This is a genomic window from Mesorhizobium sp. B2-3-13 (assembly GCF_006442195.1).
GTDB classification, from domain to species: domain Bacteria; phylum Pseudomonadota; class Alphaproteobacteria; order Rhizobiales; family Rhizobiaceae; genus Mesorhizobium; species Mesorhizobium salmacidum.
The window spans coordinates 20,416-40,208 of record NZ_VFVQ01000021.1; the positions used below are offsets into that span (position 1 = coordinate 20,416).

Consider the following 19,793-nt stretch of genomic DNA (forward strand, 5'->3'; position numbering starts at 1 on the left):
CCGGTTGGCCCTGCCTTTTGGGCGGCGTCTATAGCGTGTTTTCGTGGCGCTGGGTATGGGCCTGCTGTCGATCCGACAAACGCTCTAGTCGTTTGCCTCGACTGGAGCGAGCGGTACGACAATCTGCCGCCGCAGCCTGCAGAGATCGGTGATCTGCCGCGCTGCCCGTCGGGTCTCCCTGCGTATCCGCGCGAGAGCCGGCATCCTGTGTCCGCCCGCGAGCCCGCTTGCGACCCACTCGGCCTCCCGTCCCGGTTCAACCAGGCTCGGCAACCTGTTGCCCACGAACTGCTCCTGCGCACAGAGCGCCGGGACCAGCTGGTAGATCGTCTTGCCGCTCGACGTAGCGAACGCAGGGTCGAAGATGAGACTGTCCACCGCCACGTTGACGTCGGCGGTCGCCTCGAGAAGGGCACGTGCCATTTGCCGGGAGAGCAGGTAACCGCCAGTTCCGATGTGGTTCTTGCGGAGCCTGAACAGCGAAAAACCGCCGCCGACGGAAAACCTCTCCCTCTGGATCACGGTTGTGTGGAAGAATGTCTCGAGCTTGACGACATCGGCATCGGCCGGAATCCAGCTAGTATCGGCAAGCAGCGCACCGGCTTTCGCGGAAAACACCATGTCGTCCTCGAAGACGGCGCCATAGGGCGCGTCGTCTTGCGCGATAATGGTCCAGCAGGCGCGATGGCTGTGCAGGCATGCGATCTCGCTGCCGGACAGGCGCCGCACCGCATACAGTGGATGCTGGCGCTGCAGCATGAGCTCCGGATGGTCCCTTGCATCGATTGCGGCAACCCGCTCGAATCCGAGGCCGATGCGCGCAAACTCCGCCGTCGTATGGGCAAGCCGGTCGGGAGATCGATCGAGGTTGATGACCAGGCGCTTCATTCTTCAACAAAACTTATTTTTTCTTGGGATGGCAGGCTCTATAGCACATGTGGAGCCGGCGTCTCCTATTTTCTTGCGAAAGGTTTTGCGTTGTAATCAAACGAAAGGACAATAGGGCTATTTGCCCCTCAATTGGCCGACATCACTGTGGATTTTTAGGGGAGGCGTGGGTTTCAATTTCTGCCTCCGCTCGCCGCATGGGCCGGTCCAAGCAACACTGAGGCCTATACTTACCTTGAGGAGTGTTGGGGATTTCCGCCGCGGTGCCGGCTGGCTTTCTTCCCGCGACGCCCAAGCGCATTCCTGTGCCGTAGGATGTGGACCTGTCGGCCGTCAGGCAAGCTTAGGCGCCGGGACGATAATGTGTCGCCGACCTCTGCAGAATTCGACGATCCACTGCAAGGTTCGTCCGCCTTCCACCGTGATTCTTTCGGCGATTGGCTTCCTGCATTTTGCGACAAGCCCATTCGCGGTTCCCTGTGGCGTCCCGCTCTCGGGCGAGCAAGCTTGGCAATCGGTCGCCAACGAACTGGTCCTGCGCGCAAGATCGCCCAAGAGGCGGTGGCTGTGCAGGCAAGCAATCTCGCTGCCCAACAAACGCCGGGGGGCATACATCGGATGTTGCGGTTGCTGCCCGAGTTCGGGGTGGCTGCGTGCACCGATCGCCGCAACGCGTTGGAACGCGGTGCCAATCCGGGCGAACTCTGCACTTAAGTGAGCAAGTCGGTCCGGGGACCGATGGAGATTTATGACCAGGCACTTCATTGTCGACCGAAATCTAGCGGGATGAATGGGATGCGGAGAATATTAGCAAGAAAAGTTTTAGCACGAGCTCGGCCTTTGTGCAGGGGGTCGATCGATTTCACGGGGCTTGAAATGCGGAAAACCAAAACGGCCCTTGACCTTCCAGTTACTGGAAGCACTACCTCGGGTTTTGAAGCAGTGACAATCAAGGCATTTTAGAATGACGCATTCAGATCACGATCATCACACGCACGGCTCGCATGGCGGCTGTTGCGCGCCGAAAGGCGCCGCCTCGGATGCGGTTCTGCGCGACCCGGTCTGCGGCATGACCGTGGATCCGGCCGCCGGCAAACCGACATTCGAGCATGGCGGCCGCCTCTATCATTTCTGCAGCGAGCGCTGCCGTTCGAAGTTTCAGGCCGAGCCGGAAAGCTACCTGACGGCGACCGACCCTGTCTGTGGCATGAGCGTCGACCGCGCGACGGCGAAACATTTTGTCCGCCATGAAGGCCAAGGCTTTTATTTCTGCTCCGCCGGCTGCAAGGCGAAGTTCGAGGCGGCGCCGCAAACCTATCTCGGCGGCAGGCCGGCGCCGGCGCCGGTGCCCAAGGGCACGCAATACACCTGCCCGATGCATCCGCAGATCATCCGCGACAAGCCCGGCTCCTGCCCGATCTGCGGCATGGCGCTCGAGCCAACGGGCGTGCCAACCGGCGATGAAGGGCCAAATCCCGAACTGGTTGATTTCACCAGGCGGCTCTGGGTGAGCGCGGTGCTGTCGCTCCCGCTGCTGATCATCGCCATGGCGCCGATGGTAGGCCTGTCGCTGGAGGGCCTGGTCGAGGATCGCGCAAAGGTCTGGATCGAACTGGTCCTGGCGAGCCCGGTGGTGCTCTGGGCCGCCTTCCCGTTTTTCCATCGCGGCTGGGACTCGATCCTCAACCGCAGCCCCAACATGTGGACGCTGATTTCGCTCGGCGTCGGCGCCGCCTATCTCTACAGCGTCGCCGCCACGCTCTTCCCGGACATCTTTCCGCATCAGTTTCGCGGCCATGGCGGTGCGGTGCCGGTTTATTTCGAGGCAGCCGCAGTCATCGTGGCGCTGGTCTTCCTCGGCCAGGTGCTGGAACTGCGCGCCCGCGAAAAGACCGGATCGGCGATCCGAGCTCTGCTTGACCTCGCGCCGAAGACCGCGCGGCGAGTCGCCGAGGACGGCGCCGAGATCGATGTAGGGCTGGACGAGGTCAAGGCCGGCGAGCGCCTGCGCATCAGGCCCGGCGATGCCGTGCCGGTCGACGGCACGGTACTCGAAGGCCGCTCCTCCATCGACGAATCGATGATCACAGGCGAACCCTTGCCGGTCGAGAAAGCCCAAGGCGATGCCTTGACCGGCGGCACACTCAACAAGAACGGCTCGCTGATCATGCGCGCCGAACGGATCGGCGCCGAGACGACGCTGTCGCGCATCGTCGAATTGGTCGCCAAGGCACAGCGCTCGCGCGCCCCGATCCAGGGCCTGGCCGACCGCGTTTCCTTCTACTTTGTCCCGACCGTCGTCCTGGTCGCGATTGTCGCATTCGTCGCCTGGGCGATCTTCGGCCCCGACCCCAGCCTGATCTTCGCCATCGTCTCGGCGGTTTCGGTGCTGATCATCGCCTGTCCCTGTGCGCTGGGTCTTGCTACACCCATGTCCATCATGACCGCCACCGGGCGCGGCGCGCATGCCGGCGTGCTGATCAAGGAAGCCGCCGCGCTCGAGCGCTTCGCCTCCGTCGACACGCTGATCGTCGACAAGACCGGCACGCTGACCGAGGGCCGGCCGAAATTGACCGATGTCGTGGCTGTCAGCGGCTTTTCCGAGGACGAATTGCTGAGATGCGCCGCGACCCTGGAAAAAGGGTCGGAACATCCGCTGGCCGAGGCCATCGTCGACGGAGCCGGCCAGCGCGGCGTGAAGATCGCCGAGGCCGGCAGCTTCGAGGCGATTACCGGCAAGGGCGTTTCCGGCACGGTGTCGGCCAAGAAGGTCGCGCTCGGCAATGCCGCGATGATGGCCGATCTCGCCATAGACGTTTCCGGGGTCCTGGCCAGCGTGGAAGCCTTGCAGGGCGACGGCAAGACGGTAATGCTCGTCGCTGTCGACGGCAAGCTGGCCGGCATCGTCGCCGTCGCCGACCCGGTCAAGGCGACCACGGCCGAGGCGATCAAGGCGCTGCATGACAGCGGGCTGAGGATCATCATGGCGACCGGCGACAATGAGCGCACCGCCAAGGCGATCGCTGGACGTCTCGGCATCGACGAGGTTCGGGCAGGTCTGTTGCCGGAACAGAAGGCAGCGCTCGTCGACGAACTGCGCGGCAGGGGTGCCGGCGTTGCCATGGCCGGCGACGGCGTCAACGACGCGCCGGCGCTTGCCGCCGCCGATGTCGGCATCGCCATGGGAACGGGCGCCGATGTCGCGGTCGAGAGTGCCGGCATCACTTTGGTCAAGGGCGACCTGAACGGCATCGTCCGCGCCCGTACACTGGCCCAGGCGACCATCGGTAACATTCGGCAGAACCTGTTCTTCGCCTTCCTCTACAATGTGCTCGGCGTGCCGGTCGCCGCCGGCGTGCTCTATCCGCTCACCGGCACGCTTTTGTCGCCGATGCTGGCGGCGGCGGCGATGAGCCTGTCCTCCGTCTCGGTGATCGCAAACGCATTGCGGCTCAGAACATTGAAACTCTGAGATCAACTCCCAGATACCAAACCCAACCAACAGGAGACCATGAATGACCTTGGCTAAAAAACTCGTGCTGCTGCTGATGGCCGCCGGAATGCTGCTTGCCGTCTTCCTCGAAAGCGTGCCGGCGCAGAGCGAAGAGATGAAGCACGACATGGGCGCCATGGCCATGGGGGCGGAAGGCCCTTCGACGGCGGGCTACAAGGCGGCTATGGAAAAGATGCATACCGGCATGATGGCCTCGCAATATACCGGCAATGCCGATGTCGATTTTGTCCGCGGCATGATTCCGCATCATCAGGGCGCGATCGACATGGCCAAGGTCGAGCTGGCCAACGGCAAGGATCCGGAAATCCGCAAGCTCGCCGAAGGCGTCATCGCCGCGCAGGAAGCCGAAATCAAGCAGATGCAGGACTGGCTCGCCGCCCATCCGGTGAAGTAAGCTTCCGGCATCGCCAAGCAGGGCCCGGCGAGAACTCCTTCCGGAGTCTCGTCGCGGCTCGATGCGATCGGGTACCACGGAGCCAAGCCATGGAATCGAGCGTCAGGACCACCACGCTGCCCTGCGGCGAGGCCATACCCGTTCTCGGCCAGGGTACGTGGAAGATGGGCGAGGATTCGCGCCGGCGCTCCGAGGAGGTAGATGCCCTCAAGCTCGGTCTCGACCTCGGCGTCACGCTGATCGACACCGCCGAAATGTATGCCGGCGGCGGTGCGGAAGAAGTGGTGGCCAGAGCTATCGCCGGGCGCCGCGCCGAGGTCTTCCTGGTCTCGAAGGTCCTGCCTTCCAACGCTTCGCGGGCCGGCCTGCAGCGCGCCTGCGAGAACAGCCTGAAGCGCCTCGCCACCGACCGCATCGATCTCTATCTTCTGCATTGGCCGGGCAGCGTGCCCCTATCGGAAACGGTCGAAGCCTTCGAGGCGCTGAAAAAAGCCGGCAAGATCCGGCATTGGGGCGTCAGCAATTTCGACACCGACGAGATGCAGGAATTGGGACTCCTGTCCGACGGCGACAAGGTACAGACCAACCAGGTGCTTTACAATCTGGTCCGCCGCGGCCCGGAATTCGATCTCACGCCCTGGATGAGGAAACGTGGCATCCCACTGATGGCCTATTCGCCGGTGGAGCAGGGCGCGCTGGCATACAATGCCAGGCTCGCCGAGGTCGCAGCCCGTCACAGCGCAACCGCGGCGCAAATCGCCCTGGCCTGGGTAATCCAGCAGGACGGCGTCATCGCCATTCCCAAGGCCGGCAGCCAGGCGCACGTCCGCCAGAATTTTGCCGCGCTGGACATAAAGCTTACGCCGCAGGACATCGCCGATCTCGACAGTGCGTTCCCGCCACCCAGCCGGAAGAGTGGGCTGGAGATGATCTGACTACTTCCCCGCCAGTTCCTTCAGCCGGTAAAGCGCCTCCAGCGCTTCCTTTGGCGTCATCTCGTCGGGGTTGATGTCACCCAGTGCTGCGCCCAGCGCGTCGCTCTTCATCGGCCTTGGCGCTTCCCGCTTTACCGCCACCGAAAATAGCGGCAGGTCGTCGACCAGCTGGTTGGTCTTGCCGGAGACCTCGCCTTCCTCCAACTGGTGCAGCACCGCCTTGGCCCGTTCGACCACCGCTTCTGGCAAGCCGGCGAGCCGCGCCACCTGCACGCCGTAGGAGCGGTCGGCGGCGCCCTTGCCGACCTCGTGCAGGAAAACGACGTCGCCCTCCCATTCCTTGACCCGCATGGTGACGTTGGAAAGCCGCGCCAGCTTGCCGGCAAGCGACGTCATCTCGTGGAAATGGGTGGCGAAGATCGCCCGGCAGCGGTTCTTCTCGTGCAGATATTCGACCGCCGCCCAGGCGATCGACAGGCCGTCGAACGTTGCGGTGCCGCGGCCGATCTCGTCGAGGATCACCAGCGCGCGTTCGCCGGCCTGGTTGAGGATCGCCGCCGTCTCAACCATTTCGACCATGAAGGTCGAACGGCCGCGCGCCAGATCGTCCGACGCGCCGACGCGCGAGAACAGCCGGTCGACGACCCCGATATGGGCAGACGCCGCCGGCACGAAGGAGCCGGTCTGGGCCAGGATCGCGATCAGCGCGTTTTGCCGCAGGAACGTCGACTTGCCACCCATGTTCGGGCCGGTCAGCAGCCAGATCGCGCCGTTCTTGGCATTTCCCTCCGGCGAGAGGTCGCAATCATTGGCGACGAACGGGCCTTCGCCCGAACGGCGCAGCGCTTGTTCGACCACTGGATGCCGGCCGCCTGAAATCTCGAAGGCAAGGCTGGAATCCACCACCGGCCGGCACCAGCTCTCGCTTTCCGACAAAAGTGCAAGTGCCGCCGACACGTCGAGCACGGCGAGCGCATCGGCGCCGGCGCGGATCGCCTCGGCCTGGCCGACGGCTTCGGCCGTCAGCGCATCGAAGGCGGCCAGTTCGATGCTCAGTGCCCGGTCGGCGGCATTGGCGATCTTGGTCTCCAGTTCGGCGAGTTCGGTCGTGGTGAAGCGCATGGCATTGGCCATGGTCTGGCGATGGATGAAGCGCGCCTTGGCGCCATCGCTGCCGGTCATGACGGCATGATGGTTGGCCGTCACCTCGATGTAGTAACCGAGCACGTTGTTGTGCCGGATCTTCAGCGAACGGACGCCGGTCTCCTCGATCAGGGAGCGCTCCAGCCCGGCGATCACTTTGCGCGACTCGTCGCGCAGCGCCCGCATCTCGTCGAGTTCGGCATGGTAGCGGCCGCGAACGAAACCGCCGTCGCGTTTGAGCAGCGGCAGTTCCTCGCCGAGCGCCTGGGTGAGATGTTGGGCAAGTGTCTTGGGCAGCGCCTGAATCGCGGCCATCGCGCCGGCTAATTCCTGGGGCAGGGCGATCGCGGCAAAGGTTTCAGCGATGGCGCCTGCCGCCTCGAAGCCGGCGCGGAGCGCCCCGAGATCGCGCGGGCCACCCCGGTTGAGCGCCAGCCTGGACAGGGCACGCGGCATATCGGCGACACTCTTCAGGCTCATCCGCACTGCCTGGCAAAGCCGCACTTCGGAACGGAAGAACGACACCGAATCCAGCCGTGCGCCGATGGCCGCCGGGTCGGTGAGCGGCGCCATCAGCCGGTCGGCGAGCAGCCTTGCGCCGCCGCCGGTCACCGTGCGATCGATCGCCTTGAACAGCGAACCCTCGCGGCTGCCGGACAGCGTGCGCAGCAGTTCGAGATTGCCGCGCGTCGCCGGGTCGATGAACAGGGTCGAGCCCTGCTCCTCGCGCTCGGGCCGCGACAGCGGCGGCCGTTCGGCCTTCTGCGTCTTCTCGACATAGGCGATGGCGCCCGAGATCGCCGACAGTTCGGAGCGCGAAAACGTGCCGAAACTGTCTGGTGTCGCCACCTCGAAGAAGCGCGCGATCCGTCCCGTGGCCGAGGCCGAATCGAATAGCGAAGGCGGCTGTGGGCTGGCGACACGTCCGAGCACGTCGAAAACCGGCTTCAGCTCGGGATCGTGGAACACCGGCTCGGCGACGATCAGCTCACGCGGATCGACACGGAAGATGTCGGCGAGCAGCCGGTCGGCGGTAGTCTCAGCGACGCGGAAGGCGCCGGTCGAGATGTCGATCCAGGCAATTGCAAAGCTTCCTTGGTGCCCTGTCGCGCTACCGCGCTCCCCGCCTCTTGGCTCCGCTCCGCCCTTCACCCTGCCCAGCGCCATCAGGAAACTCGATTCCGAGGGTGCCAGCAATTTGTCCTCGGTAATGGTGCCCGGCGTCACCAGCCGCACCACATCGCGGCGCACCACCGATTTGGAGCCGCGCTTCTTGGCCTCGGCCGGATCCTCGATCTGCTCGCAGACGGCAACGCGGAATCCCTGGCCGATCAGCTTCTGCAGGTAATCGTCAGCCGCATGCACCGGCACGCCGCACATCGGAATGTCGTGGCCCTGATGCTTGCCGCGTTTGGTCAAGACGATGCCCAGCGCCCGGCTCGCCTTCTCGGCATCGTCGAAGAACAGCTCGTAGAAATCACCCATGCGGTAGAACAGCAGCGAATCCGGGTTCGCCGCCTTGATCTCGATGAATTGCTCCATCATCGGCGTGACGGCGGCAGCGCCGGGCTGCGGCGGCGTCATCACCTCGGGGGCGGCGTCGGGCTCGTTCGGGCTGTGCATGTTCATGGCACGGCACGCTAGCAGATGTGATGGCGCGGTTTAATGCCGGGGGGATAGAAAGCAGGGGAAGACCGCGAGCCATCTTTCCATGGAAGGGGCTATTCAGCGTGCATTGCTCGATGGTGTGATCGCCTGACTGGCTGGCTGGCGCCGCAGGAGGTCAATCGCGTCTACAACCAGGCCGCGGTCGGGCTCTGTCTGTCGGCGGCGGAAGGGGCAATGTGCTCCAGCATGGAATATATGATGGCCGGGTTGCCGGTGGTGACCACACCTAGTCTTGGCGGCCGGGACGTCTTTTTCAATCCGGACTATTGCATCATCGCCGAGCCCGATCCGGCGCGCCGTCGAGACGTTGCGCGACCGCGCCATTCCGCGCGAGGAGATTCGCAACCGCACGCTGGCCAAGGTGCGGGCTCAACGGCAGGAACTCACAGTATTCCTGGCCGACCTGCTGAAGAGACTGGGAAGCAGCCAACCGCCGCTATCGCAATGGCCGTTTCCCGGAACCAGGACGCTGCGGCGATGGGCAACGGCCCGCCAGCATGCGCATGAAATCATGGCATCCAGGGTGGCGCAGAATGGCTCCTGACCGAGCGTGCCCGCTTTGAAGCAGCTTTGCAGAGCTTCGTGGTTTACACGCGGCGGCCCGTGGTCTTAATTCGCAAGCACACAGGCACCCGCTTCAAAAAGGTGTCCCACCGGCGAGGAAATCAAAAGCATCATGGCCAGGAAAACCGAGAACAACGGTCCGTCCGTCAGCGCACAGGAAGCGCTCGAATTCCATGCCATGGGCAGGCCCGGCAAGCTGGAGATCGTCGCCACCAAGCCGATGACGACGCAGCGCGATCTCAGCCTCGCTTATTCGCCTGGTGTCGCCGTGCCAGTGCGCGCCATCGCCGAGGATCCATCGAGAGCGTTCGACTACACGACGCGCGGCAACATGGTCGCCGTCATCTCCAACGGCACCGCCATCCTTGGCCTAGGCAATCTCGGCGCGCTGGCCTCCAAACCGGTGATGGAAGGCAAGGCGGTGCTGTTCAAGCGCTTCGCCGATGTCGATTCCATCGACCTCGAGGTCGATACCGAGGATGCCGACGAGTTCATCAACTGCGTGCGCTTCCTCGGTCCCTCCTTCGGCGGCATCAATCTGGAAGACATCAAGGCGCCGGAATGCTTCATCATCGAGCAGCGCCTGCGCGAACTGATGGACATCCCGGTCTTCCACGACGACCAGCACGGCACCGCCATCATCTCGGCCGCCGGCCTGATCAACGCGCTGGAGGTAACCGGCCGCGACATGAAGACCACGAAGCTGGTCTGCAATGGCGCGGGCGCCGCCGGCATCGCCTGCATCGAACTGATGAAGGCGATGGGTTTTTCGCCCGAAAACATCACCTTGTGCGATACCAAGGGCGTAGTCTTCCAGGGCCGCACCGAGGGCATGAACCAGTGGAAGTCGGCGCATGCGATCAAGACCGATGCGCGCAGCCTGGCCGAAGCGCTCGACGGCGCCGATGTCTTCCTCGGCCTTTCCGCCAAGGGGGCGCTGACCACCGCCATGGTGCAGTCGATGGCCAAGAACCCAATCATCTTCGCCATGGCCAATCCCGATCCAGAGATCACCCCGGAGGAAGTGGCCGAGATCCGCACTGACGCCATCATGGCCACCGGGCGCTCGGACTACGCCAATCAGGTCAACAACGTACTCGGCTTCCCCTACATCTTCCGCGGCGCGCTGGATGTCAGGGCCACCACCATCAATGACGACATGAAGATCGCCGCCGCTCGCGCGCTCGCCGAACTGGCGCGCCAGGACGTGCCCGACGACGTCGCCGCCGCCTATCAGGGCAACCGGCCGAAATTCGGTCCCAACTACATCATTCCGGTGCCGTTCGACCCGCGCCTGATCTCCGCCATTCCGATCGCCGTGGCCAAGGCGGCAATGGATTCGGGCGTCGCCCGCAAGCCTATTCTCGATCTCGACCGTTATGCGCAGGAGCTTTCCGCCCGCCGCGACCCGATCGCCTCGACCCTGCAGCGTATCTACGACCGCGTGCGCCGCCAGCCCAAGCGCATCGTCTTCGCCGAAGGCGAGGAGGAGCAGGTGATGCGCGCCGCCGTCTCCTATGTGAACCAGCGGCTCGGCACTGCCATCCTGCTTGGCCGCGACGACGTCATCAAGGAGAACGCCAGGCACGCCGGCATTGACCTCAACAAACAAGGCATAGAGATCATCAATGCGCGTCTGTCGCGCCGCAATTCGATCTACACCGACTATCTCTACGAACGCATGCAGCGCAAAGGCTTCCTGTTTCGTGACTGCCAGCGGCTGATCAACAACGACCGTAATCATTTCGCCGCCTGCATGGTGGCGCTGGGCGATGCCGACGGCATCGTCACCGGCGTCACCCGCAACTATTCGACCGCGCTCGACGATATCAGGCGCGTCATCGACGCCAAGCCCGGCCACCGCGTCATCGGCGTCTCGATCGTGCTGGCGCGCGGCCGCACGGTGATCGTCGCCGACACCGCAGTGCACGACATGCCCAACGCCGAGCAGATCGCCGACATCGCCGAGGAGGCCGCCGGATTTGCCCGCCGCATGGGCTATGAGCCAAGACTCGCCATGCTCGCCTATTCCACCTTCGGCCACCCGCAGGGCGAGCGTTCCGAGCGCATCCAGGAAGCCGTGCGCATCCTCGACAAGCGCCGCGTCGATTTCGAATATGACGGCGAAATGGCAGCCGACGTGGCACTCAACGCCCGCGCCATGGCGCAATATCCGTTCATAAGGCTCACCGGCCCGGCCAATGTGCTGATCATGCCGGCGTTCCACTCGGCCTCGATCTCGACCAAGATGCTGCAGGAACTCGGCGGTTCGACCGTCATCGGCCCGCTGCTGGTCGGCCTGAACAAGCCGGTGCAGATCGTCTCGCTGAACGCCAAGGACTCAGACATCGTGAACATGGCGGCGATCGCGGCATATACGGCGGGGACTTGAGGAGCGGTCGGCGTGGCGGACGAAAGCTGGCGATCAGACTGGGTCTCTCACCCCCGCGCGAACGCCCGCGCCGCCTCGACCACCTCCTCCGCCCGGTCTTGCCGCAGCAGGTCGATCGGAACGCGGCCGTCGAGCTGTGCCGCTGGACGGGTCAGCCACAGCCATGCGAGCCTTGGATTGCCGATGATCTCCAGCACATCGCTTATGCCTGCCACCGGCCTGCCGTCGACGAACTGCGCCAGCGGGAAGACGTGCTTGCGACCGCCCTTGCGCAGCGCGATGACGTCGCCCCGTCTCTGCCAGCGGTGCAGGGTGGAGCGGGCGATGCGCAGGTTTTCCTCGAGGTAGGTCGAGCCGGCGACGCGGCCGGCCCAGTCCTCGATCAGCATCGATTCTAGGTCGTCGGACTGGGGAAGCGCGGGAAGCGTTTCGGCCTCTGCCGACAGCGTCGTCGTCCCCACCGTGCCAGCTTCGCTGCGGCGCGCGGCTTCCGCCGCGAGCGCACGCACGAATTTCGAGGCAAGGCCGGGAAGGTCGGCGTGAATGGCGTCGATGGCGCGCTGGTGCTTGGGCGACAGCAAGGTGACCGCGGACGCTATGCTGCCGGCGATCTTGCCGACCGAGATCATTGTCGGGCCGTTGATGGCCTCGTCATAGTGGGCAAGCGCACGCTCGACTTTTTCCGCCACCATGTCGGCGAAATCGTCCTGCGTGATGCCGGTGGTCTTAGTCTGAAATCTGGTCATGCATCTGTCTTCTGGGGCCGCGCGCCGGTTGTAGAACGGTTACGGCGGAAAATGGAAAGCGCGACGGCAACAGATGCAGCGACCCGACAGATTGCTGTCCTGCATTGCTCCACACCCTGATTAGCGTGCCGAAATGTCAGTCACGGCACGCTCGCATTTGCCTTTAGGAGCGGTCTGTGACAACTGCGCGACGGTGAGAAGCGGTCCGCGCTTGCCTTCTCCCTGCGGGGCCCGAAGGGCGGGCGAGGGCCAGTGACTCGCCCAAGACGGTTGAGGGTGCTGGACGGAGTGCCGCCATTGCCAAGCTGGAACACCCCTCATCCGGCCGCTTCGCGGCCACCTTCTTCCACAAGGGGAGAAGGGAAAGGCGTTCCTACAACAGTCCCGCCTGCTCTGCCTCTTTGCGCAGGTTCTGCCGTGGCCTTGGGCCGATCTGCTGGATCACCAATCCAGCCGCCAGTGAGCCAAGATCGCCGCAGGTCTGGAGGTCTCGGCCCTGTGTATAGCCATGCAGGAAACCGGCGGCGTAGAGGTCGCCGGCGCCTGTCGTGTCGACCAGTTCCTTGATGGTGGTTGCCTTTATGACCACGGTCTCGTCGCCGCGTACGATGACCGAGCCTTTTTCGGAACGGGTCACTGCCGCGATCTTGCAATCCTTGCGGATCTGCGCCAGCGCCTCGTCGAAGGACGAAGTCTGGTAAAGCGACTTGATCTCGTGGCTGTTGGCAAAAACAATGTCGACCGTGCCCGAGCGCATCAGGTCGAGGAATTCGTCGCGGTAGCGGTCGACGCAGAATGGATCCGACAAGGTCATCGAGACTTCGCGACCGGCCGCGTGCGCAAGTTTCGCCGTCTGCCGGATGGCTTCCTTGGCGCGCGGCGGGTCCCATAGATAACCTTCGAAATAGGTGACCTTGGCGCCCGACGCCTTGTCGGCCTCGACATCTTCCGGCCCGAGTTCGACGCAGGCGCCGAGATAGGTGTTCATCGAGCGTTCGCCATCGGGGGTGACGAAGATCATCGAGCGCGCCGTCGGCGGCTCGCCCTCGAGCGGCCTGGTGTCGAAGGCGACGCCCTGCGCGTGGATGTCATGCGCGTAGATTTCGCCCAGCGCATCGTTGGAGACCTTGCCGAAGAAGGCGGCGCGTCCGCCGAAGGAGGCGACACCAGCCGCCGTGTTGCCGGCACTGCCGCCGGAGGCCTCGATCGCCGGGCCCATGCGGCTGTAGAGCAATTCGGCGCGGTGGGTGTCGATGAGGTTCATCGCGCCCTTGATGATGCCGTTGGTCTCGAGGAAGTCCTCCTCGCACTGGGCGATGATGTCGACAATCGCATTGCCGATGCAAAGCACGTCATAATCCGGCATCAATGTCTCCGCCAAAACCCGAGCCGGCTTCTTGCCATGCCCGCGCGGGTCTACAGCATGACCCTGAAAACTGGCAACCGATTTTCTGTCGTTGCCGGCGTAGCGGCGAGGCCCGTCCTTTGCCGAAGAAGCCCGCGACTGCGCGCCTGCAAGACAGTTCTGCAGTTGGTTTTCGTTGTACCCAGGCGTTACGACAATTCGATCGTGGCCGAAGCATTTCGCCGTGGCGTTGCCTAAAAGGGCTTGTTCGATCCCGATCCGAAGGCGGCAAGCCCATGTCAGCAAAGAGCGATACGACCACCGACCTGGTGTTGCTCGGCGTGCTGGCGGTGCTGTGGGGGGCGTCCTATACCTTCATCAAGATCGGCGTCGAGACCATCCCGCCCATCACCTTCATCGCCGCCCGCACCCTGATCGCCGGCGCCATCCTGTTCGCCGTCATCCGCTGGCGCGGCCTTGCCATGCCGGGCGACGCGGCAAGCTGGCGCCGCTTCGCCTTCCAGGCCTGCCTCAACAGCGTCGTCCCGTTCACACTGATCGCCGCCGCCGAGCGTTCGGTCGACGCCGGCCTTGCCACCATCCTCAACGCCACCTCGCCGATCTTCACCTTCCTGCTGACGGCGCTCATCACCCGCCATGAGCCGGTGACGGCGCGCAAGCTGGTCGGCGTCGGCGCAGGCATTGCCGGCATATGCCTGATCGTCGGCACGCAGGCGCTTGGCGGCATAGGCCACCAGCTCTGGGCACAGCTAGCCATCGTCGCGGCAACGGTGTGCTATGCGGGCGCCGCCATTTTCGGCCGCGGCTTCAGGGGCCTCGATCCGATGCTTCCCGCCGCCGGTTCGATGCTGTGCGGCGCGATCATGCTGGTGCCGCTCAGCCTGGCGGTCGACCAGCCGTGGACGCTGGCGCCTTCGGCGGCTTCCATACTCGCTTTGCTCGGCCTGTCCGTGTTTTCGACGGCACTGGCTTTCGTCATCTATTTCCGTCTGATCCACACGCTGGGGTCGGTCGGCACGACGTCTCAGGCCTATCTGCGCGTGCCGATCGGCGTCGGCATTGGCGCCGTGTTCCTCGGTGAAAGCCTGGGCCCCACGGCTTGGCTCGGCATGGGTTTTGTCGTTGTCGGCGTGGCGGCCATGACCATACCGGCCCGCAAGTCGGCCTCCGCCCGATAGGCAGATTTCGGGTGAGTGCGAGGCTGGCAACGGCCCGCGCTTGTGCTCGCGGGCCGCACTGCCTATCTCGGGAACGTCCTGCCTTGTGGCTGTGTCCGCTGACGTTGGGGTGAAGCACGGTGATTTTCGACGCTGCCCGCATCGCGGCCCTGGAGTTGCTCTCGCCTCCGTTTCGCTCCGTGTTCATCAAGACGCTTGGCCTGACCCTGCTGGCGCTGGTCGCCCTGTGGTTCGGCCTGACCAGCCTTGTCGAATGGCTGGCCCTGCCGTGGCTCCAGACATCGTTGCCCGGCATACCGTCCTGGGCCGGGTGGCTGGGCGGACTAATCGCCGCCATCGCGTTGGCCTTCGGCATGGCGCTGCTGGTCGCGCCGGTCACGGCCGTCATCGCCGGCCTGTTCCTCGACGATGTCGCCGAAGTGGTCGAGCGCACCGACTACCCCGGCGACCCGGCCGGACGCGCCATGCCGGCATTGCGATCGCTGGTGCTGGCCATAAAATTCTTTGGCGTCGTCATCCTGGGCAACATCGTCGCCTTGCTGCTTCTGCTGGTGCCGGGCATCAACATCGCCGCCTTCTTCATCGTCAACGGCTACCTGCTCGGACGCGAATTCTTCGAATTCGCCGCCATGCGCTTTCGCCCGGAGGAAGATGCGAGGGCCCTGCGCAGGCGGTATGCCGGCACGGTGTTTCTCTCCGGGCTGGTTATCGCGGCTTTCCTCGCCGTGCCGCTGCTCAACCTGCTGACGCCGCTCTTCGCCGCCGCCATGATGGTGCATCTGCACAAGGCGGTCTCGGCACGGGAAGCGGCCCGTCCCGCACGCGGTTGAGCCTTCAGCGCAAGAGAAAGCCGCGCCCCAGCTCGTCGTCCGGTTCGACAATGAATTCGGCTCGTCCGGAATAATAGGCACGGCCGCCGACGCGGGCGACAATCGCTTCGTGCGGGCCGGCCTTCGCCGTTCGCGCCACCACCCCGGAAAAGCGCGAGCCGGCGATGCTCTCGAAAATGCGCTTCTGCCCGATGGCGATCTCGCCCTTGGCATGCATGGCCGCCAGCCGGGCGGTGACGCCGGAACCGGTCGGCGAGCGGTCGACCTCCGCCTCGGCGAAGACGCAGACATTCCTGGTGACTTCCCCGGAAAAGGCGTCCTTTCCATCGGTCAGGATGGTGCCGTAGAGGAAGGCGAGGTCATCATGATCGGGATGCGATAGCGGAAACTCGGCCTTGAGCCGGTTCGTCAGCGCGGTTGCCGCGTCAACGAAATCGCGCACACGGTCGCGGCCGAACTCCAAGCCGAATTGATGACAGTCGGCCAGCGCGTAAAAGGCGCCGCCATAGGCCACATCGAAACCGATCTTGCCATATTCCGTCAGCTCGATCTGTTGGTCGCGGGCAAACAGGAAGGCCGGCACGCTCTCGAACGACACCGAACCGGCCTTGCCGTCGCTGACCGCGACCGAGGCGACGACCAGGCCGCACGGCGCCTCGATCTTCACGGTGGTGAACGGCTCCTGCTTGGCCACCAGCCCTTGATCGATCGCGTAACGGCCGAGCGCGACGATGGCGTGGCCGCACATGGTCGAATAACCCTCATTGTGCATGAACAGCACGGCGAGGTCCGCGCCGGGCAAATCGGGCTCGACCAGCAGGGCGCCATACATGTCGTAATGGCCGCGCGGTTCGAAGATCAGCAGTCTGCGCAAATGATCGAGATGGTCGCGCACATAGGCGCGCTTCTCCAAGATGGTGCCCTTGGGAATACTGGGATAACCGCCCGTGACGATCCGGAGAGGCTCGCCGCCCGTATGCATGTCGACGACAGTAAGGTTCATTCGGGCCCGTCCTAGCCCTGGGATTTGCCGTACAGCGCCTGCAACTTGCCGAACGGCATGGCGGCGCGGGTGAAGCCGAACGTGCCGTCCTGCTGGATTTCGCGCGCCGCCGTCTCCAGCATGCCGTAGGCGAAATTGGTCAGCCACGGCCCTAGCGAAATCCGTTTGACGCCGGCCATGGCAAGGTCGGCGATGGTGAAGCCGGGCTTCGCCATGACATTGACCGGCTTGCCGACCGCCGAGCACAAGGTCTGTACCATCTCGACGTCGCCGATGCCCGGCGCATAGAGCACGTCGGCGCCGGCCTTTTCGAAGGCCTGTAGCCGCCTGATCGTGTCGTCGAGGTCGGACTTGCCCCAGAGGAAATTCTCGGCCCGCGCCGTGAAGACAAAGTCGCGCTTCAGCGCCCGCGCCGCCTCCACCGCGGCGGCGACACGCTCGACCGCGTGCGAAAATTCATAGATGGGCTTGTCCGGATCGCCGGTGTGGTCCTCGATCGAGCAGCCGGCAAGCCCGGCGGCTTCCGCCGCGAAAATGGTCTCGGCGGCCTGCTCGGCGCTGTCGCCCTTGCCCTTCTCCAGATCGGCCGAAACCGGCAGTTCGGTCGCCGCCGTCACCTCGCGGCAATGATGGATCATCTGGTCGAAGCTCACGGCTCCGTCCGGCAGGCCGCGCGAAAAGGCAAAGCCGGCGCTGGTCGTGGCCAGCGCCTTGAAGCCGAAGGAGCCAAGCAGCTTCGTCGTGCCCGGATCCCAGGGATTGGGCATGACGAAGGTCGAGGCATGCAGGTCGCGAAAAATCTTGCCGTTGTCCATGAATGCTCCCCCATGACGAGTGTCGGGGCGGATGCTACCGCGCTGTTCGTGGCCGGGCAAACGAATGCGGTTGGTTCAGAAGCGTTTCTCGTTGTCTGCTGCCAATTTCTCGAAAGCGTCGGAATCGGCGACATAGCGCGCTGTTTTCTTGTCCCAGCGGTAGGTTACGGAATTGTCGTTCGAGACGGCCTTCGGGGCCGGTTCGTCGCAAGTCTCTTCGCCAGGCACTGTCTTGTCGGTTATCGTCGCCTTGATCGCTGCGTAGGGCGAGCCATCGCTCAAAGCCTGGAAGGTCAGGTCCTGGGAGCGCCGGTAGGAACAGACATTTTCGTCGAACGTGTTGATGAGGTCGATCAGCTCAAAACGGCCGTCTCGCACCAGGATAAGCGGCGTCGACATGTAGCCCTGGTTCGAATTGAAATGCGTGCTGGAGATCATCAGCGCATCGTCACTGGCGCCGAGCGAAAGTTTACCGGGGTGGCGAAAGAAGGTGAAACGGTCGGTCGCCACATTGACGGCATCGAGCAGCTTCGGTTTGCCGGTGAGGTCGTAAAGCGCCAGCACCGCATAGCCCTCCGCGCTGTCGGGCGACTGGCCGAGGTCGAACAGCATGGCCAGCCGATCCTTGCCGCCGGCTTTGATGCCAAGCACGCCGGCGCTGAAAACGCTCGGTGCCTCTGGTGGCGAGCTGTCATTGTCGGGACCGGCAATGTGCCGCATCTCGATCGGCGAGGAGCCGACATAATAATCGCCCTTCGCCGTCAGATCCGGAACGACCATCCTGATGAGATCGGCATAGGTCGTATCGGCGTGGCCGACGATGGGTTTGCCGAGGTCCGGGCTGGCGGCATCCTGGGCTCCGGCCGCGCCGCACAGCAATGGCAGCAACAGGCAGGCAAGGACGAGCCGATGCAAAAATCCTGACATGCTTGATATCGTCCCCTCACCCCAGCGCCGCCAAGCTAACATGACTTGCCGGGCCGCGCAGCTACAGCATATCGCGGCGAATAGGATTCGCCCGACCTGCTGTAAGCTTCTGATTTTATGCATGTCGTTATCCCGGCCTGCACGGCCGGCGAATCAGTGGATCGGCACCAGCCCGGCGAGTTCGCGCATATCATCGAACAGGATGCCGCCGGCCTGGATCAGGCCGTCGCGGTCGGAATAGGGGTCGCCATGATAGGAAAACACCCGCATGCCGGCGGCGATCCCGGCCTGCGTGCCGGCGACGCTGTCCTCGACGACGATGCAGTCGGCGGGCGCGAAGCCCATGGTTCTGGCGGCGTGCAGGAACAGGTCGGGAACGGCTTGCCGCGCGATACCATGGTGGCACTGAACATGGCATGTTCGAACAGCGGCAACAGCCCGGTCTGGCCAAGGGTTATGTGCATCTTGGAGATCCTTGCCGAGGTGGCGACGCAATAGGCGATGCCGGCCGCGCGGACCGCCTCGATGAACTCCCGGACATAAGGGATCGCCTCGACGCCATGGGCGAACAGATCCGGCAGGCCGGCATTCCAGCGCTCGACGAAATCGGCGCCGAGCCTGACGTCGGTCGTCTCTTCGATCTCTTTCTGCACTGACACCATGCTGCGGCCGGAGAAGTTCTTGCGGCAATATTCGAAGGTCGCGGGATAGCCGGTCGCGCTTAGCCATTCGGCAAGGCGCCGGTTGGCGAGGTTCTCGGTATCGACCAGGATCCCGTCGCAGTCGAAGATGACGAGCTTTGGCAGCGGCCGTGTTTCAGTCATATTGGATCAGTCTACGCGACAAATCGGTTCGATATGCCGAAATACAGCCATGCATCAGGCGGTGCCGGTCGATCCGAATCCGCCCGAGCCGCGCGCCGTGCCGCCGGCCAGCGAACGCTCTTCCACCGCCACCTGCGTCACGGCGCCGAAAACGATTTGGGCGATCCGCATGCCGCGCGTCACGGCGAAGTCCTCGTCGCCGAGATTGACCAGCACCACCTTCACCTCGCCGCGATAGTCGCTGTCGACCGTGCCGGGTGAATTGAGGACGGTGAGGCCATGTTTGAAGGCAAGGCCCGAGCGTGGCCGCACCTGGCCCTCCATGCCCTCGGGAATTTCCAGGATCAACCCGGTCGGCACCAAGGCGCGCTTGCCCGGCAGGATCAGAAGCGGCCGGTCTTCGGGCACCGCCGCGCGCAAATCCATGCCGGCGGCGCCGGCGCTTTCATAAGCGGGAAGCGGAAGACCCTCACCATGTGGCAACCTGACGAAGCCGACGGTCGGACCGATGACGGAAGGTGTTTGAAGGGCTGCGCGCATAAAATGGATCCTATCGGCGCGATTGCCGATTCGGTCAACTCGACCGCAGGGCTATCAACGGCTTTC

Annotated in this window: 16 protein-coding genes and 2 pseudogenes; 8 read left to right on the forward strand and 10 right to left on the reverse strand. The window is 64.1% G+C overall.

Annotation, left to right across the window (positions count from 1 at the left end):
* Positions 1 to 84: 84 nt before the first annotated feature.
* Entirely contained in the window at positions 85 to 888 is an 804-nt protein-coding gene (locus tag FJ941_RS22870; RefSeq protein ID WP_140509117.1) for a glycosyltransferase family 25 protein, read from the reverse strand.
* Positions 889 to 1,221: 333 nt separating this feature from the next.
* Positions 1,222 to 1,653, reverse strand: a complete 432-nt coding sequence (locus tag FJ941_RS22875) for a glycosyltransferase family 25 protein (protein WP_246673937.1) — start codon at positions 1,651 to 1,653, stop codon at positions 1,222 to 1,224.
* 199 nt (positions 1,654 to 1,852) lie between these two features.
* Here FJ941_RS22875 and FJ941_RS22880 point away from each other — a divergent pair, with 199 nt between their 5' ends.
* The 3 genes from FJ941_RS22880 to FJ941_RS22890 all read left to right on the forward strand — a co-directional run bounded on the left by FJ941_RS22880 (position 1,853) and on the right by FJ941_RS22890 (position 5,731).
* A complete protein-coding gene (locus FJ941_RS22880; RefSeq protein ID WP_140509119.1) occupies positions 1,853 to 4,360 on the forward strand; it encodes a heavy metal translocating P-type ATPase in 2,508 nt (835 codons plus the stop codon).
* A 43-nt stretch (positions 4,361 to 4,403) separates the two neighbouring features.
* Positions 4,404 to 4,796 carry a DUF305 domain-containing protein gene (locus FJ941_RS22885; RefSeq protein WP_140509121.1) on the forward strand — a complete coding sequence of 131 codons (393 nt, stop codon included), beginning with the start codon at positions 4,404 to 4,406 and terminating at the stop codon, positions 4,794 to 4,796.
* Between the two features lie 89 nt (positions 4,797 to 4,885).
* Positions 4,886 to 5,731, forward strand: a complete 846-nt coding sequence (locus FJ941_RS22890; protein ID WP_140509123.1) for an aldo/keto reductase — start codon at positions 4,886 to 4,888, stop codon at positions 5,729 to 5,731.
* Here FJ941_RS22890 and mutS read toward each other — a convergent pair whose 3' ends face one another.
* Positions 5,732 to 8,503 carry a DNA mismatch repair protein MutS gene (gene mutS, locus FJ941_RS22895; RefSeq protein ID WP_140509125.1) on the reverse strand — a complete coding sequence of 924 codons (2,772 nt, stop codon included), beginning with the start codon at positions 8,501 to 8,503 and terminating at the stop codon, positions 5,732 to 5,734. It abuts the gene before it with no gap.
* 138 nt (positions 8,504 to 8,641) lie between these two features.
* Between mutS and FJ941_RS29505 the strand changes: the two are divergent.
* From FJ941_RS29505 to FJ941_RS22905, 3 genes and pseudogenes are all read left to right on the forward strand, one after another.
* Positions 8,642 to 8,773, forward strand: a pseudogene (locus FJ941_RS29505) (glycosyltransferase family 1 protein); the annotation flags it as partial.
* Positions 8,774 to 8,849: 76 nt separating this feature from the next.
* Complete coding sequence (locus FJ941_RS29510; RefSeq protein ID WP_246673939.1) at positions 8,850 to 9,086, forward strand: hypothetical protein; 237 nt, start codon at positions 8,850 to 8,852, stop codon at positions 9,084 to 9,086.
* Between the two features lie 132 nt (positions 9,087 to 9,218).
* Positions 9,219 to 11,498 carry an NADP-dependent malic enzyme gene (locus tag FJ941_RS22905; RefSeq protein WP_140509127.1) on the forward strand — a complete coding sequence of 760 codons (2,280 nt, stop codon included), beginning with the start codon at positions 9,219 to 9,221 and terminating at the stop codon, positions 11,496 to 11,498.
* A gap of 47 nt (positions 11,499 to 11,545) precedes the next feature.
* On the opposite strand, the gene FJ941_RS22910 is transcribed toward FJ941_RS22905, so the two are convergent.
* Together FJ941_RS22910 and FJ941_RS22915 are read right to left on the reverse strand one after the other, a co-directional pair.
* Positions 11,546 to 12,244 (reverse strand): antitoxin Xre/MbcA/ParS toxin-binding domain-containing protein, encoded by a 699-nt coding sequence (locus tag FJ941_RS22910; protein WP_140509129.1) that lies wholly within the window; start codon positions 12,242 to 12,244, stop codon positions 11,546 to 11,548.
* A gap of 373 nt (positions 12,245 to 12,617) precedes the next feature.
* Positions 12,618 to 13,610 (reverse strand): adenosine kinase, encoded by a 993-nt coding sequence (locus FJ941_RS22915; RefSeq protein WP_140509130.1) that lies wholly within the window; start codon positions 13,608 to 13,610, stop codon positions 12,618 to 12,620.
* A gap of 275 nt (positions 13,611 to 13,885) precedes the next feature.
* Here FJ941_RS22915 and FJ941_RS22920 point away from each other — a divergent pair, with 275 nt between their 5' ends.
* Together FJ941_RS22920 and FJ941_RS22925 are read left to right on the forward strand one after the other, a co-directional pair.
* Complete coding sequence (locus FJ941_RS22920) at positions 13,886 to 14,788, forward strand: EamA family transporter (protein ID WP_140509132.1); 903 nt, start codon at positions 13,886 to 13,888, stop codon at positions 14,786 to 14,788.
* Between the two features lie 119 nt (positions 14,789 to 14,907).
* On the forward strand, positions 14,908 to 15,618 hold the full coding sequence (locus FJ941_RS22925) for a sulfate transporter family protein (protein WP_140509134.1): 711 nt from the start codon (positions 14,908 to 14,910) through the stop codon (positions 15,616 to 15,618).
* 4 nt (positions 15,619 to 15,622) lie between these two features.
* Here FJ941_RS22925 and FJ941_RS22930 read toward each other — a convergent pair whose 3' ends face one another.
* The 5 genes and pseudogenes from FJ941_RS22930 to dut all read right to left on the reverse strand — a co-directional run bounded on the left by FJ941_RS22930 (position 15,623) and on the right by dut (position 19,727).
* A complete protein-coding gene (locus tag FJ941_RS22930; protein WP_140509136.1) occupies positions 15,623 to 16,621 on the reverse strand; it encodes a proline racemase family protein in 999 nt (332 codons plus the stop codon).
* Between the two features lie 11 nt (positions 16,622 to 16,632).
* On the reverse strand, positions 16,633 to 17,436 hold the full coding sequence (locus FJ941_RS22935) for an oxaloacetate decarboxylase (protein ID WP_140509138.1): 804 nt from the start codon (positions 17,434 to 17,436) through the stop codon (positions 16,633 to 16,635).
* A gap of 75 nt (positions 17,437 to 17,511) precedes the next feature.
* Complete coding sequence (locus FJ941_RS22940) at positions 17,512 to 18,363, reverse strand: hypothetical protein (RefSeq protein ID WP_140509140.1); 852 nt, start codon at positions 18,361 to 18,363, stop codon at positions 17,512 to 17,514.
* Between the two features lie 153 nt (positions 18,364 to 18,516).
* Positions 18,517 to 19,187 (reverse strand): annotated as a pseudogene (locus FJ941_RS22945) (HAD family phosphatase).
* Between the two features lie 54 nt (positions 19,188 to 19,241).
* Positions 19,242 to 19,727 (reverse strand): dUTP diphosphatase, encoded by a 486-nt coding sequence (gene dut, locus FJ941_RS22950; RefSeq protein ID WP_140509142.1) that lies wholly within the window; start codon positions 19,725 to 19,727, stop codon positions 19,242 to 19,244.
* Between the last annotated feature and the right edge of the window lie 66 nt (positions 19,728 to 19,793).